The organism is Gammaproteobacteria bacterium, assembly GCA_014075255.1.
GTDB lineage: Bacteria > Pseudomonadota > Gammaproteobacteria > UBA4575 > UBA4575 > JABDMD01.
Genome location: CP046178.1, coordinates 2,022,518 through 2,049,126, shown reverse-complemented (window position 1 = coordinate 2,049,126; position 26,609 = coordinate 2,022,518). Strand labels below are relative to the sequence as shown.

23 protein-coding genes are annotated in these 26,609 nt (G+C 40.1%); 6 read left to right on the top strand and 17 right to left on the bottom strand.

The window, feature by feature from the left end; all coding sequences use genetic code 11:
* Positions 1-337: 337 nt before the first annotated feature.
* On the top strand, positions 338-634 hold the full coding sequence (locus GKR92_10410; GenBank protein QMU62083.1) for a hypothetical protein: 297 nt from the start codon (positions 338-340) through the stop codon (positions 632-634).
* 3 nt (positions 635-637) lie between these two features.
* Here the strand turns inward: GKR92_10410 and GKR92_10405 are convergent, their stop codons facing one another.
* From GKR92_10405 to aceE, 4 genes are read right to left on the bottom strand one after another with little or no spacing between them, the layout of a single operon-like run.
* On the bottom strand, positions 638-2,548 hold the full coding sequence (locus tag GKR92_10405; GenBank protein ID QMU62082.1) for a DUF839 domain-containing protein: 1,911 nt from the start codon (positions 2,546-2,548) through the stop codon (positions 638-640).
* A 6-nt stretch (positions 2,549-2,554) separates the two neighbouring features.
* Positions 2,555-3,655 carry an alanine dehydrogenase gene (gene ald, locus GKR92_10400; protein ID QMU62081.1) on the bottom strand — a complete coding sequence of 367 codons (1,101 nt, stop codon included), beginning with the start codon at positions 3,653-3,655 and terminating at the stop codon, positions 2,555-2,557.
* Between the two features lie 18 nt (positions 3,656-3,673).
* Positions 3,674-5,317, bottom strand: a complete 1,644-nt coding sequence (locus GKR92_10395) for a dihydrolipoamide acetyltransferase (protein ID QMU62080.1) — start codon at positions 5,315-5,317, stop codon at positions 3,674-3,676.
* 19 nt (positions 5,318-5,336) lie between these two features.
* On the bottom strand, positions 5,337-7,982 hold the full coding sequence (gene aceE, locus GKR92_10390) for a pyruvate dehydrogenase (acetyl-transferring), homodimeric type (GenBank protein QMU62079.1): 2,646 nt from the start codon (positions 7,980-7,982) through the stop codon (positions 5,337-5,339).
* Between the two features lie 203 nt (positions 7,983-8,185).
* On the opposite strand from aceE, the gene GKR92_10385 reads away from it, so the two are divergent.
* A complete protein-coding gene (locus GKR92_10385) occupies positions 8,186-9,331 on the top strand; it encodes a patatin (protein ID QMU62078.1) in 1,146 nt (381 codons plus the stop codon).
* Positions 9,332-9,612: 281 nt separating this feature from the next.
* Here GKR92_10385 and GKR92_10380 read toward each other — a convergent pair whose 3' ends face one another.
* The 5 genes from GKR92_10380 to GKR92_10360 form a co-directional block, all read right to left on the bottom strand.
* Positions 9,613-10,500 carry an FAD:protein FMN transferase gene (locus GKR92_10380; GenBank protein ID QMU62780.1) on the bottom strand — a complete coding sequence of 296 codons (888 nt, stop codon included), beginning with the start codon at positions 10,498-10,500 and terminating at the stop codon, positions 9,613-9,615.
* Positions 10,501-10,593: 93 nt separating this feature from the next.
* A complete protein-coding gene (locus GKR92_10375) occupies positions 10,594-11,817 on the bottom strand; it encodes a DUF3570 domain-containing protein (GenBank protein QMU62077.1) in 1,224 nt (407 codons plus the stop codon).
* Between the two features lie 46 nt (positions 11,818-11,863).
* Complete coding sequence (locus GKR92_10370) at positions 11,864-12,082, bottom strand: DUF4266 domain-containing protein (protein QMU62076.1); 219 nt, start codon at positions 12,080-12,082, stop codon at positions 11,864-11,866.
* Positions 12,083-12,140: 58 nt separating this feature from the next.
* Complete coding sequence (locus GKR92_10365; protein QMU62075.1) at positions 12,141-12,644, bottom strand: redoxin domain-containing protein; 504 nt, start codon at positions 12,642-12,644, stop codon at positions 12,141-12,143.
* Positions 12,645-13,126: 482 nt separating this feature from the next.
* A complete protein-coding gene (locus GKR92_10360; GenBank protein ID QMU62074.1) occupies positions 13,127-14,416 on the bottom strand; it encodes an O-acetylhomoserine aminocarboxypropyltransferase in 1,290 nt (429 codons plus the stop codon).
* A 414-nt stretch (positions 14,417-14,830) separates the two neighbouring features.
* Here GKR92_10360 and GKR92_10355 point away from each other — a divergent pair, with 414 nt between their 5' ends.
* The 4 genes from GKR92_10355 (at position 14,831) to GKR92_10340 (ending at position 20,781) form a co-directional block, all read left to right on the top strand.
* The gene (locus GKR92_10355; protein QMU62073.1) at positions 14,831-17,047 is read left to right on the top strand and encodes a hypothetical protein; all 2,217 of its coding nucleotides are present in this window, start codon (positions 14,831-14,833) and stop codon (positions 17,045-17,047) included.
* 59 nt (positions 17,048-17,106) lie between these two features.
* Positions 17,107-17,508 carry a hypothetical protein gene (locus tag GKR92_10350; protein QMU62072.1) on the top strand — a complete coding sequence of 134 codons (402 nt, stop codon included), beginning with the start codon at positions 17,107-17,109 and terminating at the stop codon, positions 17,506-17,508.
* 884 nt (positions 17,509-18,392) lie between these two features.
* Complete coding sequence (locus GKR92_10345) at positions 18,393-19,751, top strand: porin (protein ID QMU62071.1); 1,359 nt, start codon at positions 18,393-18,395, stop codon at positions 19,749-19,751.
* A 220-nt stretch (positions 19,752-19,971) separates the two neighbouring features.
* Positions 19,972-20,781: a hypothetical protein gene (locus GKR92_10340; GenBank protein ID QMU62070.1), complete on the top strand. Its 810-nt coding sequence runs from the start codon at positions 19,972-19,974 to the stop codon at positions 20,779-20,781.
* Between the two features lie 44 nt (positions 20,782-20,825).
* Here GKR92_10340 and GKR92_10335 read toward each other — a convergent pair whose 3' ends face one another.
* The 8 genes from GKR92_10335 to hisH form a co-directional block, all read right to left on the bottom strand.
* Positions 20,826-22,337 carry a 2,3-bisphosphoglycerate-independent phosphoglycerate mutase gene (locus GKR92_10335; protein QMU62779.1) on the bottom strand — a complete coding sequence of 504 codons (1,512 nt, stop codon included), beginning with the start codon at positions 22,335-22,337 and terminating at the stop codon, positions 20,826-20,828.
* Between the two features lie 105 nt (positions 22,338-22,442).
* A complete protein-coding gene (tatC, locus tag GKR92_10330; GenBank protein QMU62069.1) occupies positions 22,443-23,309 on the bottom strand; it encodes a twin-arginine translocase subunit TatC in 867 nt (288 codons plus the stop codon).
* Positions 23,296-23,736: a twin-arginine translocase subunit TatB gene (gene tatB / locus GKR92_10325; protein ID QMU62068.1), complete on the bottom strand. Its 441-nt coding sequence runs from the start codon at positions 23,734-23,736 to the stop codon at positions 23,296-23,298. Before tatB ends, tatC begins: the two co-directional genes overlap by 14 nt.
* Before the next feature lie 22 nt (positions 23,737-23,758).
* On the bottom strand, positions 23,759-23,956 hold the full coding sequence (tatA, locus tag GKR92_10320; protein ID QMU62067.1) for a Sec-independent protein translocase subunit TatA: 198 nt from the start codon (positions 23,954-23,956) through the stop codon (positions 23,759-23,761).
* A gap of 67 nt (positions 23,957-24,023) precedes the next feature.
* On the bottom strand, positions 24,024-24,341 hold the full coding sequence (locus GKR92_10315) for a phosphoribosyl-ATP diphosphatase (protein ID QMU62066.1): 318 nt from the start codon (positions 24,339-24,341) through the stop codon (positions 24,024-24,026).
* Between the two features lie 2 nt (positions 24,342-24,343).
* Positions 24,344-25,117 carry an imidazole glycerol phosphate synthase subunit HisF gene (gene hisF / locus GKR92_10310; protein QMU62065.1) on the bottom strand — a complete coding sequence of 258 codons (774 nt, stop codon included), beginning with the start codon at positions 25,115-25,117 and terminating at the stop codon, positions 24,344-24,346.
* An 80-nt stretch (positions 25,118-25,197) separates the two neighbouring features.
* The gene (gene hisA / locus GKR92_10305; GenBank protein ID QMU62064.1) at positions 25,198-25,935 is read right to left on the bottom strand and encodes a 1-(5-phosphoribosyl)-5-[(5-phosphoribosylamino)methylideneamino]imidazole-4-carboxamide isomerase; all 738 of its coding nucleotides are present in this window, start codon (positions 25,933-25,935) and stop codon (positions 25,198-25,200) included.
* Between the two features lie 3 nt (positions 25,936-25,938).
* Positions 25,939-26,598, bottom strand: coding sequence for an imidazole glycerol phosphate synthase subunit HisH (hisH, locus tag GKR92_10300; GenBank protein QMU62063.1), 660 nt, complete (start codon positions 26,596-26,598; stop codon positions 25,939-25,941).
* Between the last annotated feature and the right edge of the window lie 11 nt (positions 26,599-26,609).

Below are 26,609 nucleotides of genomic sequence, written 5' to 3'. Positions count from 1 at the left end.
CTCACGCCTTGTACTGTAATTAATACTTACCATTGTATGAATATGTCGGTACATTTTTAGTCTGTATACATTATTTGGTCAAAAGTACTGGACAAATGGTGCAAAATTTTTGAAAGGTTATTATTTATTCGCGCATAATTTTATAATGAATGAGTATTCAAATAAGGTTATGTTATTAGCCAGATAAATTATACTTCAAGCTATATTGAATATTTCGAACTAATGATAATTAAGAACTATAAATAATTTTTTAGTTACAAATATGAACTATTGTTTGTAAGATCAACACTAACTTTTAGGTCTACTATTATTCAGATACTTTAAGAAGGAAAAAATAATGAAATATATATTGATACTTTTAGCCATAATATTCGTTTTGCTTCCAGTCTCATCAATGGCTGGGCGTGGCGGTGGCGGCTTAAGCTATGAAGAAGGTTTGTTTTTTTATGCAGATCAAAATAAAAATCAACGACTCGATCGAGATGAAGCCAAGGCTGTACATAACTTAAGCGAACCTGAAATTTTTGCACGTTTTGATGAAAACTCAAATGGCTTAATTAATCGCCTAGAATTTATGGAATTTTTGCAACTCTCTCCTTGGGTAGGTGAAAATGTACATCCTGCAGACCAATAGTTTTTAAGTCCCTATTATTTCGTCATTGTCCTGCGTGATAGCAATCACGCTAGGGCGAGGCGGTATGTTTTCATCAAAGTCTGGCCAACGAGTAGAAGGCTGATCAAAACTAGAGCCATTACCAGGGTGTTGCACAGAACAAAACATGGTTTTGGAATCTGGTGTAAAACAAGGGCTACATATCTCCGCACCTATGGGCGCGCGTAAAAACTGTTTTGTAAGCGCCTTATCTTTACCGCTTGTTGTACTCACCCAAATGCCGTCGGCTTTTCCAGATCGATTAAACCCATCGGTTGCAATCCATATATTTCCATTTTCATCAAACGAACAATTGTCTGGACTGGAAAACCAGCCATTGTCAGATATAGCTGTATGGAAATAAGCACTATCAATTTTGTTATTTGGGTTACCCGCTAACACAAAAACTTCCCATTTATATTCTCGTGCACTATGGTCTTGTTGTGGCGGGATTAATTCAAGAATATGCCCATGTCGATTAACTGGTCGTGGATTAGCTGCATCAGTGTTTAGAGGATTACGTCTTGCATTATTAGTAAACACCGCAAACACATTCCCTGAAATTGGATTAACCTTAATTTCTTCTGGTCTATCCATTGCAGTTGCACCCACCAAATCTGCCGCTTTACGCATATCCAAAACTACATCTGCCTGACTATTAAAGCCGTTAGACTTAGTGTGCGGCTCGCGGCCCCACTGCAGAGAATGCCAAATTACAGTGTTTTGATCTGTAAACTCGGCAACAGATAGTTCACCCTCATCGAGTAAAGACATATTGTGTTTGCGATCACCGCTGTGGTATTTGTTTTTACTCACAAATCGATAAACATATTCAAATATTTGGTCATCCCCCATATACACAACCACTCTTCCATCTTTATTAACATGCACATCACAGCCTTCATGCTTACATCGTCCTAATGCGGTTCGTTTAATCGGCACAAAGGATGTATCATAAGGATCTATCTCTACCACCCAACCAGCATGCATGGCGGCTTGAGGGTGTATATCAATATTCCAATGATCATGATATTTGCCCCAAGCAGAAAATGCTGTTTTATCTCCCAACAAGCCAAATCTTTTATAGCTTTTATACTCATTCGTGTTATGTGCATTACCCGAAAAATAAGCTTGTATATTTTCTTCTGCAGTTAATATTGTTCCCCAAGGAGTAACGCCACCTGCACAATTTCCAAAGGTCCCCATACAATTATTGCCTTCAGGCGAAAATTTAGTTGTCACCCTTTCGTGTCCACGTGCAGGACCAGAAAATTTCATTGAAGTTAAGGGGGTAATGCGTCGGTTGAGTTTTGAATCGAGTTTAATATTCCACAGACCTGCCTGTTTATGTATTTCAACAATACTTAACCCATGTGCAGCTATCTCTGTATCCACCCGCTCTCGGTTTAAATCGAACGCATGTGGTGAACCAGGATGCATCATTGAGCTATTTACATACTCATGGTTAACCGCAAGCACGCCATGAGTGGATGATTTATTTTTCTCTGGGAATGGAAGATACGCAACAAAGTCATTGTTATATCCAAATTGCTTAATTTGCGATGCAGGACTCTGCTTATCAGGATGAAATTTATCTGCATCTGAAAATAATCGATCCCCCCATCTTAATAAAACTTGTGCAGAGTAATTTTTTGCAATATGTAAGTGCTCGTCTAAGCCATGTAAGATCTCATCGAATGATAGTGAAGCTTGTCCATTTATATCATGAGAATCTTTGGCCAACGCAGACAATGGTAATGCGAGCGCTGTGAGTGCCGTATTTTCCAGTAGCTTGCGTTTACTGAGACGTTTGTTAAGAATTGTCTGGAATTCAGTATTATTAGATTGTCGTGTGGCTGGAAAATCATCTGGGTCACGAAAATATTTATCGACCATTAATATTTAAAAACTATTTGGTAAGCTTGGAAAAGCGTTTGCAACCGCCAAGTGTTTTATTTTTCCTGCATGAATATTTAACGCACTACGGATACCTTTGCTTTCATTCAAAAATGCATCTAAGCCCAAATTACTAAGTTTACGAATATAAGGAAACGTGGCATTACACAAGGCCTGACTGCTGGTACGCGCAACAGCTCCTGGAATATTGGTCACACAATAATGCACAATATCATCTACTACATACACTGGATCATGATGGGTAGTTGGCTTACTGGTTTCAAAACATCCGCCTTGATCAATGGCAACATCTACCAAAACGGCTCCGCTTTTCATTTGTTTTAGCAATTCTCGGTTAATCAGTCTTGGTGCACGTGCTCCAGGAATCAGCAATGCACCGATTATTAAATCTGCATCTAGTGCACATTGCTGAATTGCATGGGGGTCAGAATATATTGTAGTAACATTATCAGGCATAATTTCATCGATATATCTAAGCTTCTCAATATCAATATCCATAATAATAACATTCGCACCTAAACCTGCGGCGATACGTGCCGCATTGGAACCTACTACACCTGCACCTAGAATGAGTACATTAGCAGGGGCCACTCCGGCCACTCCACCCAACAATATCCCACGTCCCATCATTGGTTTTTCTAAACATTTTGCGCCTTCTTGAATAGACATTTTACCTGCAACTTCACTCATGGGTTTTAAAAGCGGCAATTGTCCTTGTGAGTCAGTCAATGTTTCGTATGCTAATGCAGTAATATTTTTTTGCAGACACATTTCCGTTAAGTGCTCGGAACTAGCAAAATGAAAATATCCAAATACTATTTGTGACACAGTGTACTTTTCTAGCTCAATTGCTTGAGGCTCTTTAACCTTTATTATTAGCTCTGCCTCATTAAATAGACTGTTCGGTGAATCTACAATTTTTGCTCCAGCCGATAGGTATTCATCATCATGATAACCACTGCCAAGTCCGGCCTGTGCTTCTATCAAGACATCGTGCCCGTCTTCGACTAATAGATGAGCGCCGACAGGCAGCAAAGCAACACGATATTCATCCGCCTTAATTTCTTTAGGGACACCAATTCTCATTTTATAAGAAAGCTGTGGTTATAGAATAAGTTTCCAAACATCCTCAAGTACCATTTTTAAATGTGAGCAAAAACGAGCTGCATCAGCCCCGTTAACAACACGATGATCGTAAGACAAAGAAAGAGGTAATAACTTTTGTTGTTCTTCGCTTGACTCCAGTATTAATTCATTGGTAATCATTTTCGACAAACCTAAAATTGCCACCTCGGGGGGATTTATAATGGGAGTAAAGGCACGCCCACCAAGATTGCCTAAACTGGAGATTGTCATACTCGCTCCACCCATATGCTTAGGCGTTAGTTTTCTTTGTTTTGCAAGGTTGCTAATCTCAACAAGCTCTACTGCGAGTTGTTCAATAGATTTTTTATCTACATCTCGTAACACCGGAACAAATAAACCAAATTCGGTATCCACCGCTATACCAATATGGTAAAAATCTTTATAGATAAGTGTTTCAGAAACGGTATCTAGAGAGGTGTTAAATTGTGGAAATTTCTTTAAGGTGGCAACCAGTGCTTTCACAACGAACACAAGCGGTGTGAGTTTAATTTGTTTGGCTGCCAATTCATTAGCTAATTGCTTGCGGTGTATTTCAAGCTGGGTAACGTCTGCCTGATCAAAATGCGTAACATGAGGAATGCTTTGCCATGCATTCAACATATTATCTGCTGTTATTTTCTGAATTTTGGTTAATTCTTTCGCTGAGGAATCTCCATATTTTGAAAAATCCAATGCTTTAGCAGATTTGCCGCCCCCTACATGCTTGACTTGCAGATGTTCACGTACGTGATGCTGAATATCCTCTTTTACTATTCTCTGCTTTCGTCCAGTACCCTGCACGTTCTCTAAATTTACACCCAGCTCACGAGCATATTTATTGGTGCCGGGACTGGTATAGGCTGTTGAACCAGAAGCTTGACCGGAAGCATGGCTTGAAATTCTACTCGAAGAGGCTTGGCTATTAGAAACTTGATTTGCCATAGGTTGAACTGCATGACCGCTTCTTGCTGGTGCTGAATTCGATTGGTTTTCTGCTTGTGGTTCTACAGTGTGTAAAGTAATCTTGAGGTTGATTAAAGCGTCTCCTTCTTTAATTTTACCACCAGCCTGCACGATTACTTCTTCAACTACCCCCGCGAGTGGCGATGGATAATCCATCATCGCTTTCTCACTTTCGATGGTGACTAGAGGCTGATCAATAGTTACCTCATCACCTACTTTAACTAATATCTCAATTACATCAACAGAATCAAATTCTGCTATATCGGTGATCGAGATGGTTTTGACTTCTTCAATTACAGCTGTAGTTTTATCTATAGGCTCATCGCGCATCGATGAATTAGGGTTAGCTTTACTATCAGTCTGTGGTTCAGCTGCGTGTTGCTTGGAAACACCTGGGCCTGCTTGTGAATCCGCTTGCGAGGCTAACTTTAAGGTAATTAAGATATCCCCTTCTTTAATCTTCCCACCATTCACCACAATCACTTCATCTACTACCCCCGCGAGTGGCGACGGATAATCCATCATCGCTTTCTCACTTTCGATGGTGACTAGAGGCTGATCAATAGCCACCTCATCACCTACTTTAACTAGTACATCAATTACATCAACAGAATCAAATTCTGCTATATCGGTTATCGGAATGTTTTTTACATCACTCACAACGCACTCTAGTTAAATATTAAGATACTGCTGGATCAGCTTTATCAGGATCGATGCCGTATTTTTGCATCGCTGTCGTTAAGATTGATTTTTCTAGCACACCTTCTTCAATTAAACTATAGATAGCAGCAATGACGATGTAATGCGCGTTTACTTCAAAGTGATATCGTAGCTGCTTCCGCGTATCGCTGCGCCCAAAACCATCTGTACCTAGTACTACATAGTTTGATTTTATATACGGGCGAATCTGGTCGGCATAAATTTTCATATAATCCGAAGCTGCTATCACTGGCCCCTTTTTACCCTCTAGGCATTTTTCAACATACGACACTTTTTGCTCTGCATCGGGATGCAACATATTCCAGCGCTGCACCTCCATTCCATCACGACGCAAGCGATTGAAACTGGTAACACTCCAAATGTCAGACGTTATGGAATAGTCTTTTTGCAATAATTCAGCTGCGGCAATCACCTCTCGTAAAATTGCACCACTCCCCAAAAGTTGAACGTGATGTAATTTTGCTTGAGTAGTTTGCAAGCTATACATACCGCTAATGATTCCTTCTTCACAGCCTTCAGGCATAGCAGGTTGCACATAATTCTCATTCATTACAGTAATGTAATAATAATAGTCTTCCTTTTTCACAAACATGGTTTGCAAGCCGTGATGCACAATCACCGCAAGTTCATATGCATAAGTAGGATCATAAGCGCGGCAATTAGGAATGGTTGATGCTAATAAATGACTATGACCATCTTGATGTTGCAAGCCCTCACCCGCCAATGTCGTTCTACCAGCAGTACCGCCAATTAAAAAACCTCGCGCACGACTATCTCCGGCTGCCCAAGCTAAGTCTCCAATACGCTGGAAACCAAACATAGAGTAATAAATATAAAATGGAATCATCGGAACATCATGATTACTATACGAAGTTGCAGCTGCAATCCATGAGGACATTGCGCCAGCCTCATTAATGCCTTCTTCCAGAATTTGTCCGGCTTGATCTTCGCGGTAATACATCACTTGATCAGCATCTACTGGATCGTATAACTGCCCTTTATGTGCATAGATACCCAAACTTCGAAATAATCCTTCCATGCCAAATGTGCGCGCTTCATCAGGAACAATTGGCACCACATACTTGGCAATCGCTTTATCGCGTGTCAGTGCAATTAAGATTCTTACAAACGCCATAGTGGTTGAGTTTTCTCGACCATCACTACCTGAAATTACATCTTTAAAAACCTCAATCGATGGGATTTCTAAATTGATCTGGCTTTGATTGCGTTTCGGTAATTCACCTTGCAACTGTTCTCGTAACTGCTTCATATACAGCATTTCAGGGCTATCGGCTGGTGGCTTATAAAAAGGCACTTCTTCCAACTCTTCATCACTAATTGGAATACGGTATCGATCACGAAATGCTTGAAGAGAATCTTTAGTCGGCTTCTTTAATTGGTGCGCAATGTTCATGCTCTCACCACTTTTCCCTAGCCCATAACCTTTTACGGTCTTGGCTAATATCACAGTGGGTTGGCCGGTATGTTTCATTGCCGCCGCATAGGCTGCGTATACTTTTTGTTGATCATGGCCGCCACGATTTAAACGCCAGATATCATCATCGGTCATGTTTTCAATAATTTTTTCTAGCTCTGGATATTTACCAAAGAAGTGTTCGCGCACATACGCGCCGCCTTTGGCACGATAATTTTGATAATCACCATCCAAGGCTTCTTCCATGCGCATACGCAAAAAACCATCTTTGTCTTTAGCGAGCAGAGGGTCCCAATTCTCACCCCACACCACCTTAATAACATTCCAACCTGCGCCACGAAACACGCCTTCTAACTCTTGAATTATTTTTCCATTGCCGCGCACTGGTCCATCCAAGCGTTGTAAATTACAATTAATTACAAAAATTAAATTATCTAGCTCTTCACGTGCAGCCAAAGATATGGCACCCAAGGATTCAGGTTCATCCATTTCACCATCGCCGGTAAACACCCACACCTTACGATTGCTTTTATCGATGATGCCGCGATCATGTAAATACTCCATGAAACGTGCTTGATAGATTCCCATAATCCCTGCCAAACCCATCGATACGGTTGGAAATTGCCAAAAGTTCTTCATCAACCATGGGTGAGGATAGGAAGACAAGCCTTTGCCTTCAACTTCGCGACGGTAATTTTGTAATTGTTCTTTACTTAACCGACCTTCTAAAAAAGCTCGCGCATAGACACCTGGAGCAGCATGTCCTTGAAAATAAACGCAATCCCCAGCGAAATCTTCTCTAGCCGGACGAAAAAAATGATTAAACCCTATACTCATTAGCGTAGCTGCAGATGCATAGGTAGAGATATGCCCACCAAGTTCAGGAAACTTTTTATTGGCTCTAATTACAGTGGCTAAAGCATTCCATCGTTCTAAGGAACGAACTCGATGTTCCATTTTAGGATCACCTGGCAGTCGTTCTTCTTCATCTGCAGGTATTGTATTAACGTACGCAGTAGTATTTCTAAACGGTAAGTTTACACCCGCCAATCGAGCATCATTAATGAGTTGCTCTATGATGAAATGTGCACGATCCTCTCCATCATGTTCTACGATCGCACGTAAGGAGTCTATCCATTCTCGTGTCTCTTGAGGGTCAATATCGTTCATTTGGCCATTTAAGTTATAGATTGTTGCGCTGGTTAGCTTGAATACTAGGCAATACTAAAACATGACGATAAGATACCGTCACAATAAGTATTTTTGAAAGCCTTTGCATTAAAACCCTTTCACTTAAAGTAAGAAATAATACTCTACTCTATATTTAATAGACCCTACACCACTTTATATGCTTACTTTAACCGTCAAAAAATATGCCGCCTTCAATTAATTCTGACCTTGGTTTAGCCATGACGGGTGGTGGTGCCCGAGCTGCGTATCAAGTGGGCGTATTGCGTTACATTTGCAAGAAACATAGTGAGTTCCGTCCTCCAATAATTACGGGTGTATCTGCAGGAGCCGTTAATGCTGCACACCTTGCAGCTTATCAAGGCACATTTAGCGAGGCAGTGGAACAACTTGCGGAACTATGGCAAGAACTTACAACCGATAAAGTATTTCATACGGATAGTGGCTTTTTCTTTTCAAACTTTTTCCGCTGGGGCTTGAGCTTTGTTCTTGGCGGCAGTCGTATGGGTCCACGTAAACGCAGTTTATTAGATAGCGATCCACTACGACAATTCTTAGAAAAGAAATTAGCCTCAAAAGCCACTGATAGAATACAAGGCATTCAAGAAAATATTGATAAAGGTCACTTACAAGTTTTAGGTATTTCCAGCACAAATTATGGAACAGGGAAAGCCATCACCTGGGTACAAGGTCATGTGGAAGAACATTGGCAAAGACCAAGAAGACGCAGCGAGAGTGCTGAAATTACGGTTGAGCATGTAATGGCATCAACAGCCTTACCTTTAGTGTTTCCTGCTATAAAGCTCGATGATGGTTGGCATGGGGACGGGGGGATACGTTCGATCGCTCCTCTTTCACCTACTATGCATTTAGGCGCAAAAAAAATACTCGCTATTTCGACACGTTATCGTGGCGGTGAAGTTACACCTGATGAAACTATGATTGACGAGTTCGCACCTGTAGCGCAGATTATTGGCATTTTGCTCGATTCTATATTTTTAGATTTGCTCGATTATGATGCGGCTAATATGAGCCGCATAAATATGCTCTACGATGAAGTGAATGAAAAAACTCGAGAAGCATTAAATAAAGTGAATTTGTTAATTCTGAGGCCGAGTGAAGACTTAGGCAAGCTCGCAAGCCAGTATGAAATTAAACTTCCTCAACCATTCCGATATTTTACCCGCGGCTTTGGAACACGTGATACAAAGAGTCCTGATTCACTTTCCCTATTAATGTTTCAACCAGATTATTTAAATCGATTAATAGAATTGGGAGAAACAGATGCTGAAGAAAATGCAGAACAGATTGAAGAGTTTTTAACTCAATAAAAACAAAACAATGTGCGTCTAGATATAAGAAAGCCCCGTGGATCCATCCACAAGGCTTTCAAGTTTGCCACTGGAGTTGGAACAATGTGGCAAGGAAATAGTAACTCTTTTTCACGACATGTGGTAGCAAAGCATGAATAAACGGTCGTATTGCTATGTTTTCTTTGTGGATTTAATTCAAAGTGTGATGGCTTTCACACTTTTGTAAATGCATTATTCAAGGCTCTCCCCGTAATTCTCAATTGCTATTTGCACAATTTATAACACTAGTTCCTCTGAGATTACACTTCTAAGCGACTAACACGTTTTAATGTGCCAAAAATTTCTTCATTTTGATTCATGCATAGATAAGGTAAGCCAAGTTGTTCTAACCAAGCAGATCCTTGTTGTTCTCCCTTTAACATCGCAATGGTCGAAGTTGTTCCCGCTACTACACATTGCTCAGCGCAAACACTGGTACTCGCTAGACTATTCACTGGCCAACCAGTTTGTGGATTTAGTATGTGTGCATAACGAACCCCATCTACCAACATAAAACGTTCGTAGTCGCCACTACTTGCCAAACCGCCTTTTGATAACATCACAAACGACATCGGTATATTTGGATTACGCGGGTGTCGCACACCAACTTTCCAAGGATCACCGTTAGGATGCGGGCCAATAATACAAATGTCGCCACCTAAATTTACAAGTCCGCCTTGTACGCCTGCATGGCAGCAAAAGTTTGCAGCAACATCAGCTGCATATTCTTTTACATAGCCACCAAAGTCTAACTCCATACCTTGTAATGGTAATTTTAGTACAGGTGCATTCCAAGTTAACTTATTCCAACCAATGAATGGTAGAAGTTCTTCAATGTCTTTTTGCGTGGGTATTTTATTCGATCGAAAGTCCCAAACTTTGCGCAAAATTCCAGAGGTGATGTCGAATAACCCATTACTTTGTTCATAACCTACTTGTGCATAGTTGAGTAATAACGCTGTCTCAATATCAACCTCGATAGCATTTTCATCACCTGCACTATTATTTATTTTTGTAGTAACACTATCCTCACGATATCGAGAATATTTTTTTTCTAGTCGATGTATTTCTGCAATTGCATCATTAGATATTGAGTCCGCAGTTTTGTTATCAGCTGCATAGAGCCGCAGCTCGCATGGCGAACCCATTGCTTTGAAGGGAAAAGTAAAGAGCTCCAAACAGGAAACCCCAGTAGACTAAAGATAATGAAGTCTACTAAATTTTAAGCAATAACTGGATAGTTAAAAACTATAATCCATGCCAAAGGTGAACTGCGTATAATCAAGTAAAGCTGGATTTTCAACATCAACTTTTTGGAAAGAGTAGGACTTGTCGCTTAAATAACGTTCAGCACCAATTCTGACTGTCCAGTCGCCAATGCTTTCCGATAACCCTAATCGTAATGAAATTGCCCCATAGGGTGATAAGCGATAATCGCTAGAATACTCGCCATCTGCTCGTTCCTGACGATAGAATGGTTCGTAAAAGTCTGCTTGCGTTTGTGAATAGTAGCGAATCGATGTGTCAAACGCCCAGCCACTCTCAGTTACTTTATTTAAACCTAGTTCTAAAGTATGAGAACGCACATCCCAATCATCGTAGTAGAAACGATAATCTGCATGTAACGCTGCGCTGAGTAACTCGGAATATCTACGTAATTGCGTTGCCCAAGTATACTTAGTGCGATCGCCGGGTCGATTTTCTGGTCTTATTTCAAAACCTCCTCCCACACCAATCCATACTTGCTTATATGGATCTGTTAAAAATCCATCAAAATATGAGACACCTAATGTAGATTGCAATACAGTATATTTATTTATTACTTGAGTAACGCTACCAGTAACTGTGTAATTTTCTTTATCTTCACTATCTACACGTAATGTGCCGGCTAGCTGGGTAGGTTCTATCTCATCAAAAGAAGCTGAAATACTTCCTTTTACCGATGTGGCTTTATTTGGAAATTCATACTCAACACTTACCCCTCCAGCAATTGACTTATAATCTTTTTCGGTTGAATACGCGATACTTGGAGAAATGGTATATTTATCACCAAAGTAATCTAACCCTGCCCTAAAGTCATAACGTGTGTCATCAATTGTTGCTCCACTCATGACTACGAGTGGATCGCCTGTGGCATTTCCTATATCCGTAGGCCTTACATACCAAGGAGATGAACCACTCATATCATCGTAAACAAACCCTGTGGTAAGTTGCCATTTTTCATTAAGCGGATAAAGGAATTGAACTTGCAGAACATCAATTTCGTAGCGATCTCGTTCTCCAGCAGCAGGATCAGAGTCGCCACTAGGGATGGAGTCTTCATCATAACGGGTATATTGCATTGAGAGCTTAGGTTCACTGGCACCCACTGCTGCTTTCACGACTGTGCTAAATCCAGGTAATGCCATAGCGGCAGACGTTAACGCAGCTAATGCGGGACTGATGCCGCTTTGTTTTTTACTCATTAATTATTTGTCTAATTTGTTAGTGTTATTTAGAAAGATATTTAAATCAGTTACAACCGCAGCCTCCGCCACCGGCACCGTATCCACCCGCAGATCCTTCTTTACTAAAATAGACATGTTCCTGCAATTGACCCAGTAATGGATCAGGCTCCCATGCCATTTCAGGCTTAGCCAAAATACCTCGCTCCCATGGGCTTACCGAGCTACAAGAAAATGTAAGGAAACAGGTTAATAGAACAGCGAAAATACGCGAAAATATTTTCATAATTTATTTATGCCTATAATTATTTTAGGTTAATTAAGTCGAGATTATACTTGTGCTTCTACTGTGCAATTAGTTTTTCAATTTCAACTCTAAGCTTTTCAATATCGCCTTCTTTAAAGGCTGCATGAACATATTTAACAACACCATTTTTGTCAATTAAATACGAAGTCGGCATAGCTTTTACACCAAATACCCCAGGTAAAACACCTTTAGGGTCTTTAACAATTGGAAAACCTACTGGGTGTTTAGATAAGAATTTTTTTGCATCATCTGTGTTTTCATCAACATTGATCGCTACAATTTCAAAATCGCTGGTACCAATCTCTCTGCGTAAATCATCATATTTAGGAAATGACTTAAGACATGGCGGACACCATGATGCCCAAAAATCGATTAACACTACTTTGCCACGGAAATCTTCCATGGAAACATTACTGCTACCATCAATTGAACGAGCTTTAAACGAAGGCACCGTGTCACCAACTGAAATTGCGGCCGATGCACCGAATGGTATAAATATAAATACTATTAGAATTAATTTACTTAGTAGACGTGTGCTCATGCTTATACCTCATATATTTAATTATTAAATCATCACTATTTGATCGATTTATTTTCTATTCGTTTAATCCGCGTCTAAACTTTTTGAAAACTGTGCGAAACACTGCTCATTAATAAATAAGCCTGATATGAATTATTGGATATTCACATAAATAAATAACCCTGTAACGCACTGAATGGGTTTAAATTTCGGATTAAATAGACTGATTTTGATCTCTTGTAATTAAAATCGTAAATCTCTGATTACAATGAAAAAACTAACTCCAAAGAATCATCATAGGTTACGAAACTATACAAGCTGGAATAATTTCCGAGACTCCATTTATCCGGAAATACATGCACTTTGTACTAGATAGAAGTCGAAATGATGAAAATATCAACATGGGCTAAAGGCTTTAGCAAAAGAGATCCAAAATCTGCGCAAGCAGACAAATGCTTGCGCAGTAAGGACATGTTAATTTAGCAGATAGCTAAATACAGAATTTAACTACTAGCCGATATCGCTTGATCAAGATCAGCGATAATATCAGCGGCATCTTCTAAACCAATGGATAAGCGCACCACATCTGGCCCTGCACCAGCTGAAATTTGTTGTTCCTCTGTAAGCTGACGATGTGTTGTCGAAGCAGGATGAATAATCAATGAACGTGTGTCACCAATGTTTGCAAGATGTGACAGCAACTTGCAATTACTTACAATCCCTAAACCCATGTCGTAGCCGCCCTTAACACCAAAGGTGAATACAGCGCCGGCACCATCAGGACAATATTTTTTGGCTAAGGCATTAAATTCACTATCAGGTAGGCCCGCATAAGAAACCCATGTAACTTTTGAATTTCCTTGTAGCCACTTTGCAACTTCTAGAGCATTATCTGCATGCTTTTGCATACGTAATGGCAAAGTTTCAGCGCCGGTAATAGTTAAGTATGCATTCATCGGCGCCATAGTAGGGCCCAAGTCACGCAACCCTACTGCAATACAAAATACGGCATAGGCCATATTGCCAAAGGTTTCATGGAAATTTAGCCCTTGGTAAGCCTCACAGTTTTTTGTCAGACCAGGAAATTTGTCATTTTGCGACCAATCGAAATTGCCGCTATCAACAACCACACCGCCCATGGCATTGCCATGGCCAGAAATAAACTTAGTCGTTGAGTGCACAATGATATCAGCGCCATGTTCAATCGGTCGACATAATGCAGGGGATGGTAGCGTGTTATCAACAATCAGTGGTATACCTGATTCATGCGCAATGTTTGCAATCGCCTCAATATCACACACCACACCACCTGGATTTGCCAAGCTTTCAGTAAATACGGCTTTGGTTTTCTCATTAATCGCTTTACGAAAGTTTTCAGGATCGGTGGGATCAACAAAATTAACTTCCCAACCAAATTTTTTAAAACTATGGCCAAACTGAGTGATAGACCCGCCATAGAGTTTATTGGAAGCCACAAATTCATCACCGCTATTCATTAGGGCAAATAACGCAAGCAGTTGTGCGGAATGGCCGGAAGCAGTACAGACCGCTGCTACTCCGCCCTCAAGGCTTGCCATTCTATCTTGTAAAACACTCGTCGTTGGGTTGGTTAGGCGCGAGTAGATAAATCCAAATTCCTCTAAACCAAATAACCTTGCAGCATGATCTGCATCTTTAAATACAAATGCCGTTGATTGATGTATAGGGGTGCCGCGTGCACCTGTAGTGGCATCTGGTGCAGCTCCTGCATGAATAGCGCGGGTTGAAAAGCCCTGCTGTGTTTTATTACTCACAATATCTCCTTACCAAGCGAACACTCTGTTTATCAGACATAGCGCTTATTGATTTATAAATTATTAAAAACCGGTAGTGGCCTAGAATATTTTACTAAACATTTTAGATTGTATGTGTATAGACGATTTTTGGCTAATGTTGCCTATATGCATATTTAAGTTTACGTATTTTGATTCTCATGTATATGCAATACAGTACCCAGTCACTGTGGCTAGCTAGCCATCTAACGTACTGCAACTATACCCCTATATTTAACATGGGTTTAGTATTAATTTCATACCCCTTCAAGCTACATCAAAATATTCTCGATATTGAGGAATTAATTCATGAAGTTTTCTTGGTAATCTCTTTATGTACTATATTATTATTCCTAGCAAATAATCCTAAGTAAAAATCTACCAACTCGCAGATACATGAGTACCGTTATTCCAAGTGATACCACATCAGAAGAGTCTTCTTCAAATTATCCTGCACCCAAAAATATTCTTAGGTGCACTTACGAATCAGTACTCGCTGCATTACAGGAAGATAAAAGAGTCATTTTAATTACCGGTGATGCAAAAAAAGGTAAGACCGCTCTTATTCACACTATAAGCAAAGATATCGCTGAAAAACACCGCATTATCACTTTATCTGGGAAAGATTTACCTTCTACTGAAAAGCTTAAGGACAAAAATAGCAGCCCTGAGTTGTACAACATGAAGGACTTTTTTTTAAAGTCCACTGATTTGGGGGATAAACTAGTTGTATCTTTAGATGATGCACATTGTTTACCCATTAACTTTTTATCAGAGCTCATTGAGCATGCTAAGTGCTCCTCTGCTAAAGATCATAGTTTGCAGTTGATCCTGTCGGGCCCGTTAACTTTTAAAGACCAACTTATGTCTATTGAGCAAATAGGCTCAGAAGATTTGGTCCACTTTCCGATGGACACCCTTAGTGAACAAACTATACGTGCTTATGTCCTAGCAAAAACCTATAAAATATCTTCTATTATAAAGCGGCTGGAGTTTGAATCTGAATCTTTTCGCACCCTTGCAGACTTTATTCAATCTAGCCAACAGGTATTAGATGTCATACTCGAATGGTGTGCTGCCTTAGCTAAAAAAGATCAACTTACTTCAATATCAAGCCACACTGTTAATCGTGCCATTAGTTTTGCACAGCAGTATGCTATAGATAAAAACTTAGGTTTAGATAACGCATATCCACCTTCGCATGAAGTATATCAATATATTAATAATGCTAAATCTACCCAAGGAACTACCCAGGAATCTACTACAAAAACATCCGTAGAATCAGACGAAAAGCCAAATAAAACTAAACCGTATAACCAAGAGACAATTCAACAAACCAATTATTCTGTAATTGCTTCTGAAGAAAGGGATGCAGGAGAAAGCGTACAAATTCAACCGGTAGGCAACGAGGTGTTGCAAAGACAGCATGCGGCAGAAAACGAATCCATGCCATTGCAATGGACCCCTCCCGCTAAACGTGGAACTGCAAAAATAAAATCATTCCCTGTTATGGCAGGACTCATAACTATTCTCCTCCTAGGATTTATTACCTTTATCGCTTTTCGAATTGGGCCCAACACAAGTATTGAAGAATCACAAAATGAACACGTTAACTTAAATCAATCAGAAGATACTGTTATCGAAGAGCAATTAGCACCTGATACAGTAGTCGCCACAACTGAAAACTCTTTAAATTCAGATACTCAACCACAAAAACCTACTATAGATGCTGAGAAAAATGTCAATGAGAATGCACACGCTGCAGAAATAAATACAAATAATGTCGCGACGATTCAGCTAGAAGAACAAATTACATCTCTAAATAAAATACCGGGCAATGAGCTTTCTCACAATGATCAAGATAAAGTATTAGCCCCCCAAGAAAATATACATATCGTAGATAACTCTTTACCTAGCAAGGAGCTTAATGAGCTGCTAGCACTGGCTAAGCAGCAGCTTGAAAATAAAAATTTATCCACCCCTGCTGGTGATAATGCGCTAGATACATATCAATATATTCTAACAAATGATCCTAACAACTTGGCTGCGATTGATGGTGTCAAAAAAGTACATGACAAATATTTAAGCTGGGCCAATTATTATTTTCAAAATAACGAGGTTAGTCGTGCAGCCCATTTTTACAATAAAGCATTAAGCATAGATCCAAACGACACTGTTGCAAAAAATAAGTTACAAACCATCGTCGCCCAACAAGAGACCATTGCTACAACTGAGTTCGCTAATGAATCAAATACTGACGTACTCCAAAACAGTAAACAAACTGCATTAATTCAAAATTTGCTCGTTACAGCGGAACAAAGCATGCAGCAAATAGAAACCGATATTGGCGCTAACAACCGCAACTACAACAGTTATCAAAAAGCTCAAACAGCGTACCAGAATGTTTTGAGATCTGAACCACAAAACCAACAAGCCAAACAAGGCTTGTCTTTATTAAAAGATCACTATACTGACTGGGCAGAACTCCATGCACAAAGTAAAAATTATAATATTGCACTGTTTTTATATGGACAAGCACTTGCCATTGAACCAAAAAGTTCGCAAATCGCTCAACGAATCGAACAATTATTAGAGTTTAAAAAGGCGTTATAGAAATAAACCATAAGCAACTATTTACTAAATTACGCAGTCAACACGAAACAACTATTTCAATGAATAACAATTCTTCCATACTATTAATTGTGCAAGTAAATGGCACACCCATGCTTGAGTATGACCGCATGAAAACACTCTCATCTACCCAACAACAATCTTTAGTGCTTATGGAAGAAAAACTAAGCCAAGGTCTAACGCTTGGTAGTGTAGAAATTACCAACCCTACTCTTGAACAACGGGTTGAATTTGTTGCAGCAAACTTAATTTCGGCTATTTTGAATGACGAAGAAGTACTTTCAGCAGCAAGCTGCGCCTATCTCGCCCACGCATTACCTGAATTAAAGCAAATAAAGGCATTGGAAAAAAATGGAGAGATTTCGATTGAGTTGATTTTTGATCGCGAATACCAGCCTGAAGAGAAGCTAAACTTTGTGCCGCCAGGTCAATATCAACAATAAAATTCAATACGAAGGGAATTAATTTATAAGATTAACTTTGTAAATAAAGTTTTAAGAGTAATTTAAGAGTAATTACTTGTTAAAAAATACAATACAAAAATATTTTATGTATGCGTGACAGCCCTAATTCCAAATTAGTACTGCAGCGCCTACCACAAGTATAAAGAGCGCGACTAGTAAATTCACAGACATCCAATTTGTCCTTTCAACACAATTGATTCAGGCTCACTATATAGAAGTAAGAAGTGCTGAAGGGCGCTCTCCAGATCAGTTCATAGAATATGCCGACAAAACATTAGTTAGATCTAGCTTAATCTAAAAAAATACTCAATTTGTTGAAAATCATCGAATAATCAATCCAACCATCTCTATCTAACTATACTTACATAAGAGCCACTCATTCCCTAAGCAAGACTACGTCTAGATTTGTTGCTTAATACGCATAAAAGATAATATTCCTTAATTTAATCAACACCTTACTCTATCTTTTACTACTATGTTGCTTATTTACAACAATTGCCCTCAAATTCACTTCATTAACCATATCAGTGCATACGCCAAGAAATACGGCTAGTTGTTTGTAAAGATTATAACTTTTGCTTAATTTGTTGCGTAAATACAACGTAAATTAGTTGACTTCGTTCACGCCAAAAGGCAATCTGTCGCACAAATACAACTTTTGTTGTATTGGATCTGTGCGGAGTGTTGCAAGGATGTAACTACTTACTTAAACAGATTGAGATGAATCATACAGAGGGAGGGAAGCACCTTCGTTTTATTACTAAGGTTGTAACCAAAATAAGTATGAGTAATCTCGTCTAGGAAAATTACTCGAGTATTTTTCTTTTATCTTTAAACCTTAGTTAACGAAGAGGAGTATCTTCATGAAAACTAAACTATTAGCAACGGCGTCAGCTGTAGTGCTAGGCCTTGCATCTTTTGCTGCAACCGCCAATGACACTATCGGCTACGTTCCAGCTGCTGAATGGCAAATTTATAGTTGGCATAACTGGTCGTATGAATTCACTGATGTTGAAAATAACACAGCGGAGACTAGCAGCGACCAAGAGTCACAAAAAATTAGAAATAACGCTGCAAACCTTGGCTTCAAAGCCAGTATTGACACAGGTCTTTCAACAGGCGGTCAAGCAGTAAAAGCTAATTTCCAATGTGAGCAATTTATGCAATTTGGTGGTGAGTTCGGTGGCGTAGGCCCAGCCTGGTGTAATCGTAACTCTAAAATTAGTATAAGTGGTGCATTTGGTGAGGTTATGTGGGGCAACTGGCTCACACCTTACAACGTAGTGCATGCAGCCTGGATCGATCCATACTGGGACGCAGACTTCACATCACATACCTCTTTAATGGGTACCATTAACAACTTTGACTACACTGGCCCTGGTTCAGGTCCTTCCATTGGTGCAGGTTCAGTTGGTGCTAACGGATTCAACAAGCGACAAGACAGCTTGGTCCAGTATTTGTCACCTAACTTTAATGGCTTTGCTTTTAGAGTTGCGACGACTACGCATGATATGGGTGATGAAGAAGTTGCCACCGCAACCAGTGGTGCTACAAAGCTTGATCCTCGCTTGACGGAATTTGGTGCAACCTTTAATAAGCCACTAGCTAATGGTGACAATTTTTGGATGGCCGTATCTTATTCAATGCATGATGAGTGGGCAGCGGTTGATTTTAATTGTGATGATTCAGATGACACCGGCGCGCGTATTTCAGCTCAATACATACACCAATGGGGTGGAGGCGGTTCAACTGCCATTGCCGCAATGTATGAAGAACTAGAATATGACTGGGATGATTGTGGATTCATGGTCGATACAGACGATGATGGTATGGTCGACACACTAGGCGCAATTTCTACATTTGTATCTACAGGAACACTTGGTGCAACAGACCTTGAGCTTGGAAAAGACACCTGGATGGTTTCATTAAACCATCAGTTCGGTAACGGCTGGGCTGTTCGTGGCACCTACTTGGATGCAGATGAATATGACTGCGGTGTATCCGATGGCTGTGACACTGATAATGACACAGACGCTTCTTCAATCAGCTTAGGTGTTGACTTCACCACATCCGGTGGAACCATGTTTGCGCTTAAATACGTTGAAGTTGATAACGAGGATAATTCTCGATACGACACAGGTTTTTGGGCAGCTGGCGACGGCTCTCTATCAGCCGGTTCTGACTCAGAAGTTTGGGGAGTTAGTATTACCCAAGCGTTCTAATTGAACTGTTAGAGAAAACACGCTGTATTTTATTTCCTGGTAGTTACTGGGGAATAAGTAAAAAGCCCCCATTCTTGGGGGCTTTTTTTATATTCCATGATTTAATTTCAAGTTCTCAGCTAAACTTTAATGGTTTATGCCTGATATATGCTTGATACAAGAACTTTATCTTCATACTATAATCTCATTAATAACGTCGGATTGTTAACACAGGTCTACTATGCAAAAATTAATCCTCATTCTCCTATTACTCCCTGCAACAAGCTTTGCTGAATGTACCCAAGAAACGATTCAGTATTACTTAGATAAGGGATTTAATCAGGAGCAAATTACAAAATTATGCACCGCCACCTCTAATCAAGCCGAGAGTTATCAACCCTACCAAAAGCCGGTTATTATTGTACAAGAAGGAGGCCAAACAGATGCTACAGGTCTCAGCGCTGATGAACGAAAAGCTATCAATGCGTTACGTGGTGGTATAGATGCACGTTCCATTGACATTACCCCTGAAAATTTGAATTATATTAAAAAAGTGTGCACCCAATGGAAGATGTCGCCTGATGTTGATTCATGGGTGACTAAATGCATTGATGTCGCCTTTTCTATCTCACGCAAAGATTTAAAAGTGAATGAAGCTGGTAAAGGTAAACTTTTATATGGGCAGACAGGATTAACGGTGTCCAGTGCGGCTATAAAACGCAAATATGTTACCGCTGACCCATGGAAAAATTTACGTGCGGACATGAAAACTAAGTTAAAACGAAAACACGAAAAAAATGAACAAGGCAATACTACTAAAATTCAGTTACGCAAAACGGCTGATCCTGGTCAAATGGTGAATGCGATCAGAACACTAGCCGATGCAACCAATGCTAAGCAAACAGGAGTAGACTCAACTGAAGTTGCCAGAGTATTAGACGACTCTTACACACCTCCCACTGAAGAGGAATACCTTGCGTCACAACCAACCTATGAAAAAGCTCAAGAAGAAAATAAAAAGAAGAAAAAATGGTGGAATCCGTTTGACTAAAACGGGTTAAGAACATTAGTTATAATAAATTCTCTATACAAATATTACTCTCCAATATGGTGAATGAGTAAAGATTCACCCGTCATTGATTTAGGCTGTTCAATACCCATCAATTCTAAAATCGTTGGCGCTACTGCACTCAACCCTTGGCCGTTGGACAAATCCCAGGCGCCATCATCAATAACTAAACAAGGTACAGGATACGTTGTATGTTGAGTATGCGGCTCCTTAGTACGCGGATCGATCATCTCATCACAGTTACCATGATCAGAAGTCAACAGGACAGAGACCCCCTTAACTTTAGCAGCATCTAAAACTCGGCCGACATGTAGATCCAGGGCTTCAATCGCAGCGACGACTGCCTCTTTGATTGCGGTATGACCCACCATGTCGGCATTGGCAAAGTTTGCAACAATTAATGAATACGTATCATTATTAATGGCCTTGATCACTTCATCTGCAACTTCTTCTGCGCTCATTTCGGGTTGTAGATCATAGGTAGCCACTTTTGGAGATGGCACCATTTTCCTATCTTCTCCTTCATAAGCTTCTTCATGGCCACCATTTAAAAAGTACGTCACGTGCGGGTATTTTTCGGTTTCAGCACAATGAAATTGGTACAAGCCATGCTTAGAAATAATCTCCGCCAGATTAGTTTCTGGTTTGCGAGGCGCGAACACTACAGGACCCAGATATTCCTTACTGTATTTAGTCATTTTAGTAAGTTTGATGGGCTCATAACCTGGCCCGCGATCAAATGAACTAAAGTCTGGCTTTGCGAGCGCTTTACTGATTTGGCGCGGACGGTCATTACGAAAATTAGTAAAGATCACTTCTGACTCGGACGTTAATGGCATCGCGTTTCCTAGCACAGAAGGTAAAATAAATTCATCTGACTCACCGCGCGCATACGCTTTGTCAATCGCATCTATTGCGTCGGTGCATTTTTCGCCTTTTAATTGTACGAGTGCTTGCCAGGCTTTAAGGGTGCGTTCCCATCTGCGATCCCGATCCATTGCATAGTAACGACCCATTAAGGTTGCAATGGTGCCATTAACTTCAAGAAGCGCATCTTCTAAACGTTTTACATATATTTTTGCACTTTTAGGCGCTGTATCTCGGCCATCTGTAATGATATGTAGCACAGGTCGTACTTGCACTTCGTGGCAAAGTTTCATTAACGCAAGAGTATGGTTGATGTGCGAATGCACACCGCCATCTGACATCAGTCCGATAATATGGACATAGCCTTCTTTCTTCTTTGCATTTTCCAAAGCACGACGTAATGGAGACATTTCATAAAAACTACCATCGGCAATAGCAGCATTTATACGGATTAAGTCTTGAGTAATAATAGCACCACAACCAATCGTCATATGACCCACCTCAGAATTACCCATTTGTCCGGGTGGCAGTCCTACAGCCTCGCCTGAAGCTTCTAATACGGTATGCGGATAATTAGAAAAATATTCATCTAGATTAGGTGTCTTAGCTTGCAACACTGCATTATTGGATTTACTAGGGTTCGTGCCAAAGCCATCCAGGATTAGTAGCATGGCACGATTTCGAAGGGTTACTTTTTTTTCCACGGTTAAAACAGTTTTTATAATTAATTATCGAGGCGGGTATGTTTAATCAAAGTGAACTTGATTCATTGGTGATCATTTATCTTCAGGAGGTTCATCTAATAATTCATTATCATCGATTTCTATTGCATGTTCCTCTTTACTTAATGCACTAAACCGAGGCTCCTGGCGTTCTGAAGCTTCTAATTCATTTGTACTCCTATTATTAATCATTACGCGCGACAATAATAAACCTAGTTCAAATAATAGCCATACTGGTATGGCCAATAAAAATTGCGAAATAATATCTGGTGGAGTGAGCAACATCCCAACAACAAACGCGCCCACAATCACATAAGGACGTTTAGTCGCTAATTGATCCGATGTGGTGATGCCTAATTTAACCAGCACAAAAGTGATTATCGGCACTTCGAAAGCGACACCAAAAGCAATAAATATTTTCAGTACAAAATCTAAGTAACGCCCTATATCGGTCATTACCGCTACGCCCTCAGGCGCAACCCGGGTAAAAAAAGCAAACATCAATGGAAACACTACAAAATAAGCAAACGCCATACCGATATAAAAAAGAACCCAGCTTGAAACAATAATCGGAAAAGCTAAACGTTTTTCGTGACTATAGAGTCCTGGTGCGATAAATCCCCAGACATGAAAAAGAATAACCGGTATTGCCAATACAATACTGAGTACAAAAACCAGTTTAAAAGGTGTTAAAAATGGTGAAGCAACATCTATAGCAACCATAGAGCTGCCTTCTGGCATATGTGCCATCAACGGACCTGCTAAATATCCGTATAGATCGTTTGCAAAATAAAATAAACACATGAAAACAAACATCACACTGCCGACAATCCACAGTAATCGGCTACGCAATTCATAAAGATGCGTTAAAAGCGTTTCATTTTTTTGATTACTGCTAGATGTGTCGTTAGTTGTCGTCATGCTTTTGTTCAGCCTTATCCATATTTGGGCCTATTTTTGCGCTTTCTTCTGAACTTAATAACAACTCTTTCTGTTTGGTTGATTCGATGTGGTTCTCAACCGCTCGAATTAGTTCACGGTCACCTTTCCCCTCATCCTCATTTTCATTTTCATTTTCAAGGTCTAATTCTTTTTCTATTTCATTTTGGGTGCCTTTCAGCATTTCCTTAAGCTCACCAATTTCACCTTGCTGCTTTTCTAAAATTTCTTTCAGCTCCGCTGCTTTAATCTCAGACTCAATATCTGAGCGAACGCTGGCAATCATTCGTTTTGCTTTGCCGACCCATTTGCCAATCTGACCTGCTAAGGCGGGCAAGCGTTCCGGGCCAACCACAAGTAAAGCAATCACCATAACAATGGCAAGCTCCCAAAATCCAAAATCAAACATGCGTATCTATGATTTTAGGGATTTATTCTTTTGGTGTAGTGTCGTCTGTTTCAGACTTTGCTGCATCGTCTGCGCCTTTATCGTCTTCATCTTTCATGGACTTTTTGAAATTTTTAACTGCGCCACCGACATCGCCCCCCATATTGCGTAATTTTTTTGTGCCAAAAATTAATACAACAATAACGAGTACAATCAGTAATTGCCAAGGACTAATTCCCATAATCTAAACTCCTAATAAAAACTATAAATAAGTATTTAATTTAAATTCACAAAATATCTTGCTGAGACTAACGCTGAGCTTTTTCAACCAGCCCTGAAATTCCAAAGCGCTGATTTAATTCCTCTAGCACATCTTCGTGACTTAAATTCTGCTGTGCCAACAACACCATACAATGAAACCACAAGTCAGCAACTTCATGTATAAGATGTTTAGCGTCCGCTTTTCTTGCAGCATCAATCGTTTCAACAGCTTCCTCTTCAATCTTGGCTAGAATTTTTTCAAGGCCAGACTCATATAAACTAGCGACATAAGATTCATCCGCTTTAGCATCTTTACGCTGCTCAAGAATCTCAGCTAATTTTTGCAAGGCATCTTTATTGCTCATAATTAATTTCTCACCACAATCCCTTGCTGTGCCATATAACTTTTTGCCTCTTGTATAGTGTATTCGCCAAAGTGAAAAATACTAGCCGCGAGTACAGCATCTGCCTTGCCTATTGTCACGCCATCCGCCAAATGCGCCAACGTACCTACACCCCCAGAGGCGATAACCGGAATACCAACGGCCTCACTTATGGCACGTGTCAACTGCAGATCAAATCCTATCTTAGTGCCATCCCGATCCATACTCGTTAATAAAATCTCACCTGCTCCGTAATCTTGCATCTTCTGCGCCCATTCTAGCGCATCTAGCCCTGTAGGCTTACGTCCACCATGGGTAAAGATTTCCCATTTTAACGGCTCGCCGACTTTACTTATTTGCTTGGCATCGATAGCGACTACGATGCATTGGGAGCCGACTTTATCACTGGCCTGTTTTACAAATTCTGGATTAAAAACAGCGGCAGTATTAATACCCACTTTATCAGCACCCGCATTTAGCATGGTGCGAATATCTTCCACTTTACGTATGCCACCCCCTACCGTTAAAGGAATAAATACTTGAGCTGCAACTTGTTCAACCACATTAATCATAGTGTCACGATTTTCTGAACTTGCTGTGATATCTAAAAAGGTAATTTCATCTGCACCTTCATGATCGTAACGCTTAGCCACTTCAACTGGGTCGCCTGCATCACGAATATCTACAAACTTTACACCTTTAACTACTCGCCCTGCATCCACATCTAAACAAGGGATGATACGTTTCGCAAGCGGCATGTTATTTATGTCTTTTAGAAATACTATTTGTAGAAACAGAAAAAATATCCGTTGCTTACCAAATGATTATTTAGAAATAGTTATGATTGATAAGAATCAGCAAGTTTTTGTGCATGCTGAAATTCGATGGTACCTTCATAAAGCGCTCGGCCAACGATCACGCCAATGATACCTTCTTCATCACACTCACATAAGCGCTTGATATCATTTTCATCCGTCACTCCACCTGAAGCAATTACAGGAATATGGATTGCAGCAGATAGCTCTGCGGTGGATTCAACGTTTAAGCCTTGCATCATGCCGTCTCTACTGATATCGGTAAACACAATTGCAGCGACACCATCTGTCTCAAAATGCTGTGCCATATCAATTACGTCGTGATGGGATAACTTTGACCAACCATCGATAGCCACTTTGCCATCTTTAGCATCTAAGCCAACAATTATATGTCCTGGAAACTCTAAACAAAGATCATTCACAAAATGTGGTGCACTAACTGCTCGAGTACCGATAATCACATATTGAACGCCAACCTCTAGATAAGCTTGCACGGTATCTTCGTCACGTATTCCACCGCCTACTTGAATCTCTAAATCAGGGTGATTCTCGGCTATACTGTGAATAATTTCACGGTTCACAGGCCCGCCCGAAGTAGCGCCATCTAAATCTACTATGTGTAAGCGCTTTGCGCCTGCTTCCACCCATTGATCTGCTACCGCTACCGGATCTTCAGAGAATACCGTTACATCTTCCATGCCGCCTTGTCGCAGGCGTACACATTTACCATCTTTCAAGTCAATTGCAGGTATAACAATCATGATTTAATTAACGGTGTTGTTGCCGTCCCAATGTATGAAGTTTTTAAGGAGTTGCAAGCCTGCCTGAGCACTTTTTTCAGGATGGCATTGCATCGCAAACACATTATCTTGTGCGATTACCGAAGTAAATGTTGGACCATAATTTGTTGTGCCGGCAATTAAACGTTCATTTTCAGTTGCCACAAAGTAGCTGTGCACAAAATAAAAATAACTCGATTCTGAAATATTTTTCCATAAAGGATGGCTCTGTTGCTGTTCGATGCAATTCCAACCCATATGCGGCACCTTATAGCTATCCTCTCCAGAGCCTATGGTTAAATGGTTACCAAAATATTTCACACTACCGCTATACAGCCCCAAACAATCGATACCATCATTTTCTTCGCTCATTTGCATCAACACCTGCATGCCCATGCATATACCTAGAAAAGGTTTTTGACTTGCAGCATCGATAATTGCAGATTGCAGATCACATTGCTGCAAAGCAGACATACAGTCTTTAGCCGCTCCTTGACCAGGAAAAATTACTTTATCACTAGACGCAATTTTATCTGCATCTGAGGTAACTATAATATAATCTTTTGGCTCGGCAACATACTCAATCGCCTTGGTAACGGAATATAAATTCCCCATACCGTAGTCAATAATGGCAATGTTACTCATGCTTTACGTAA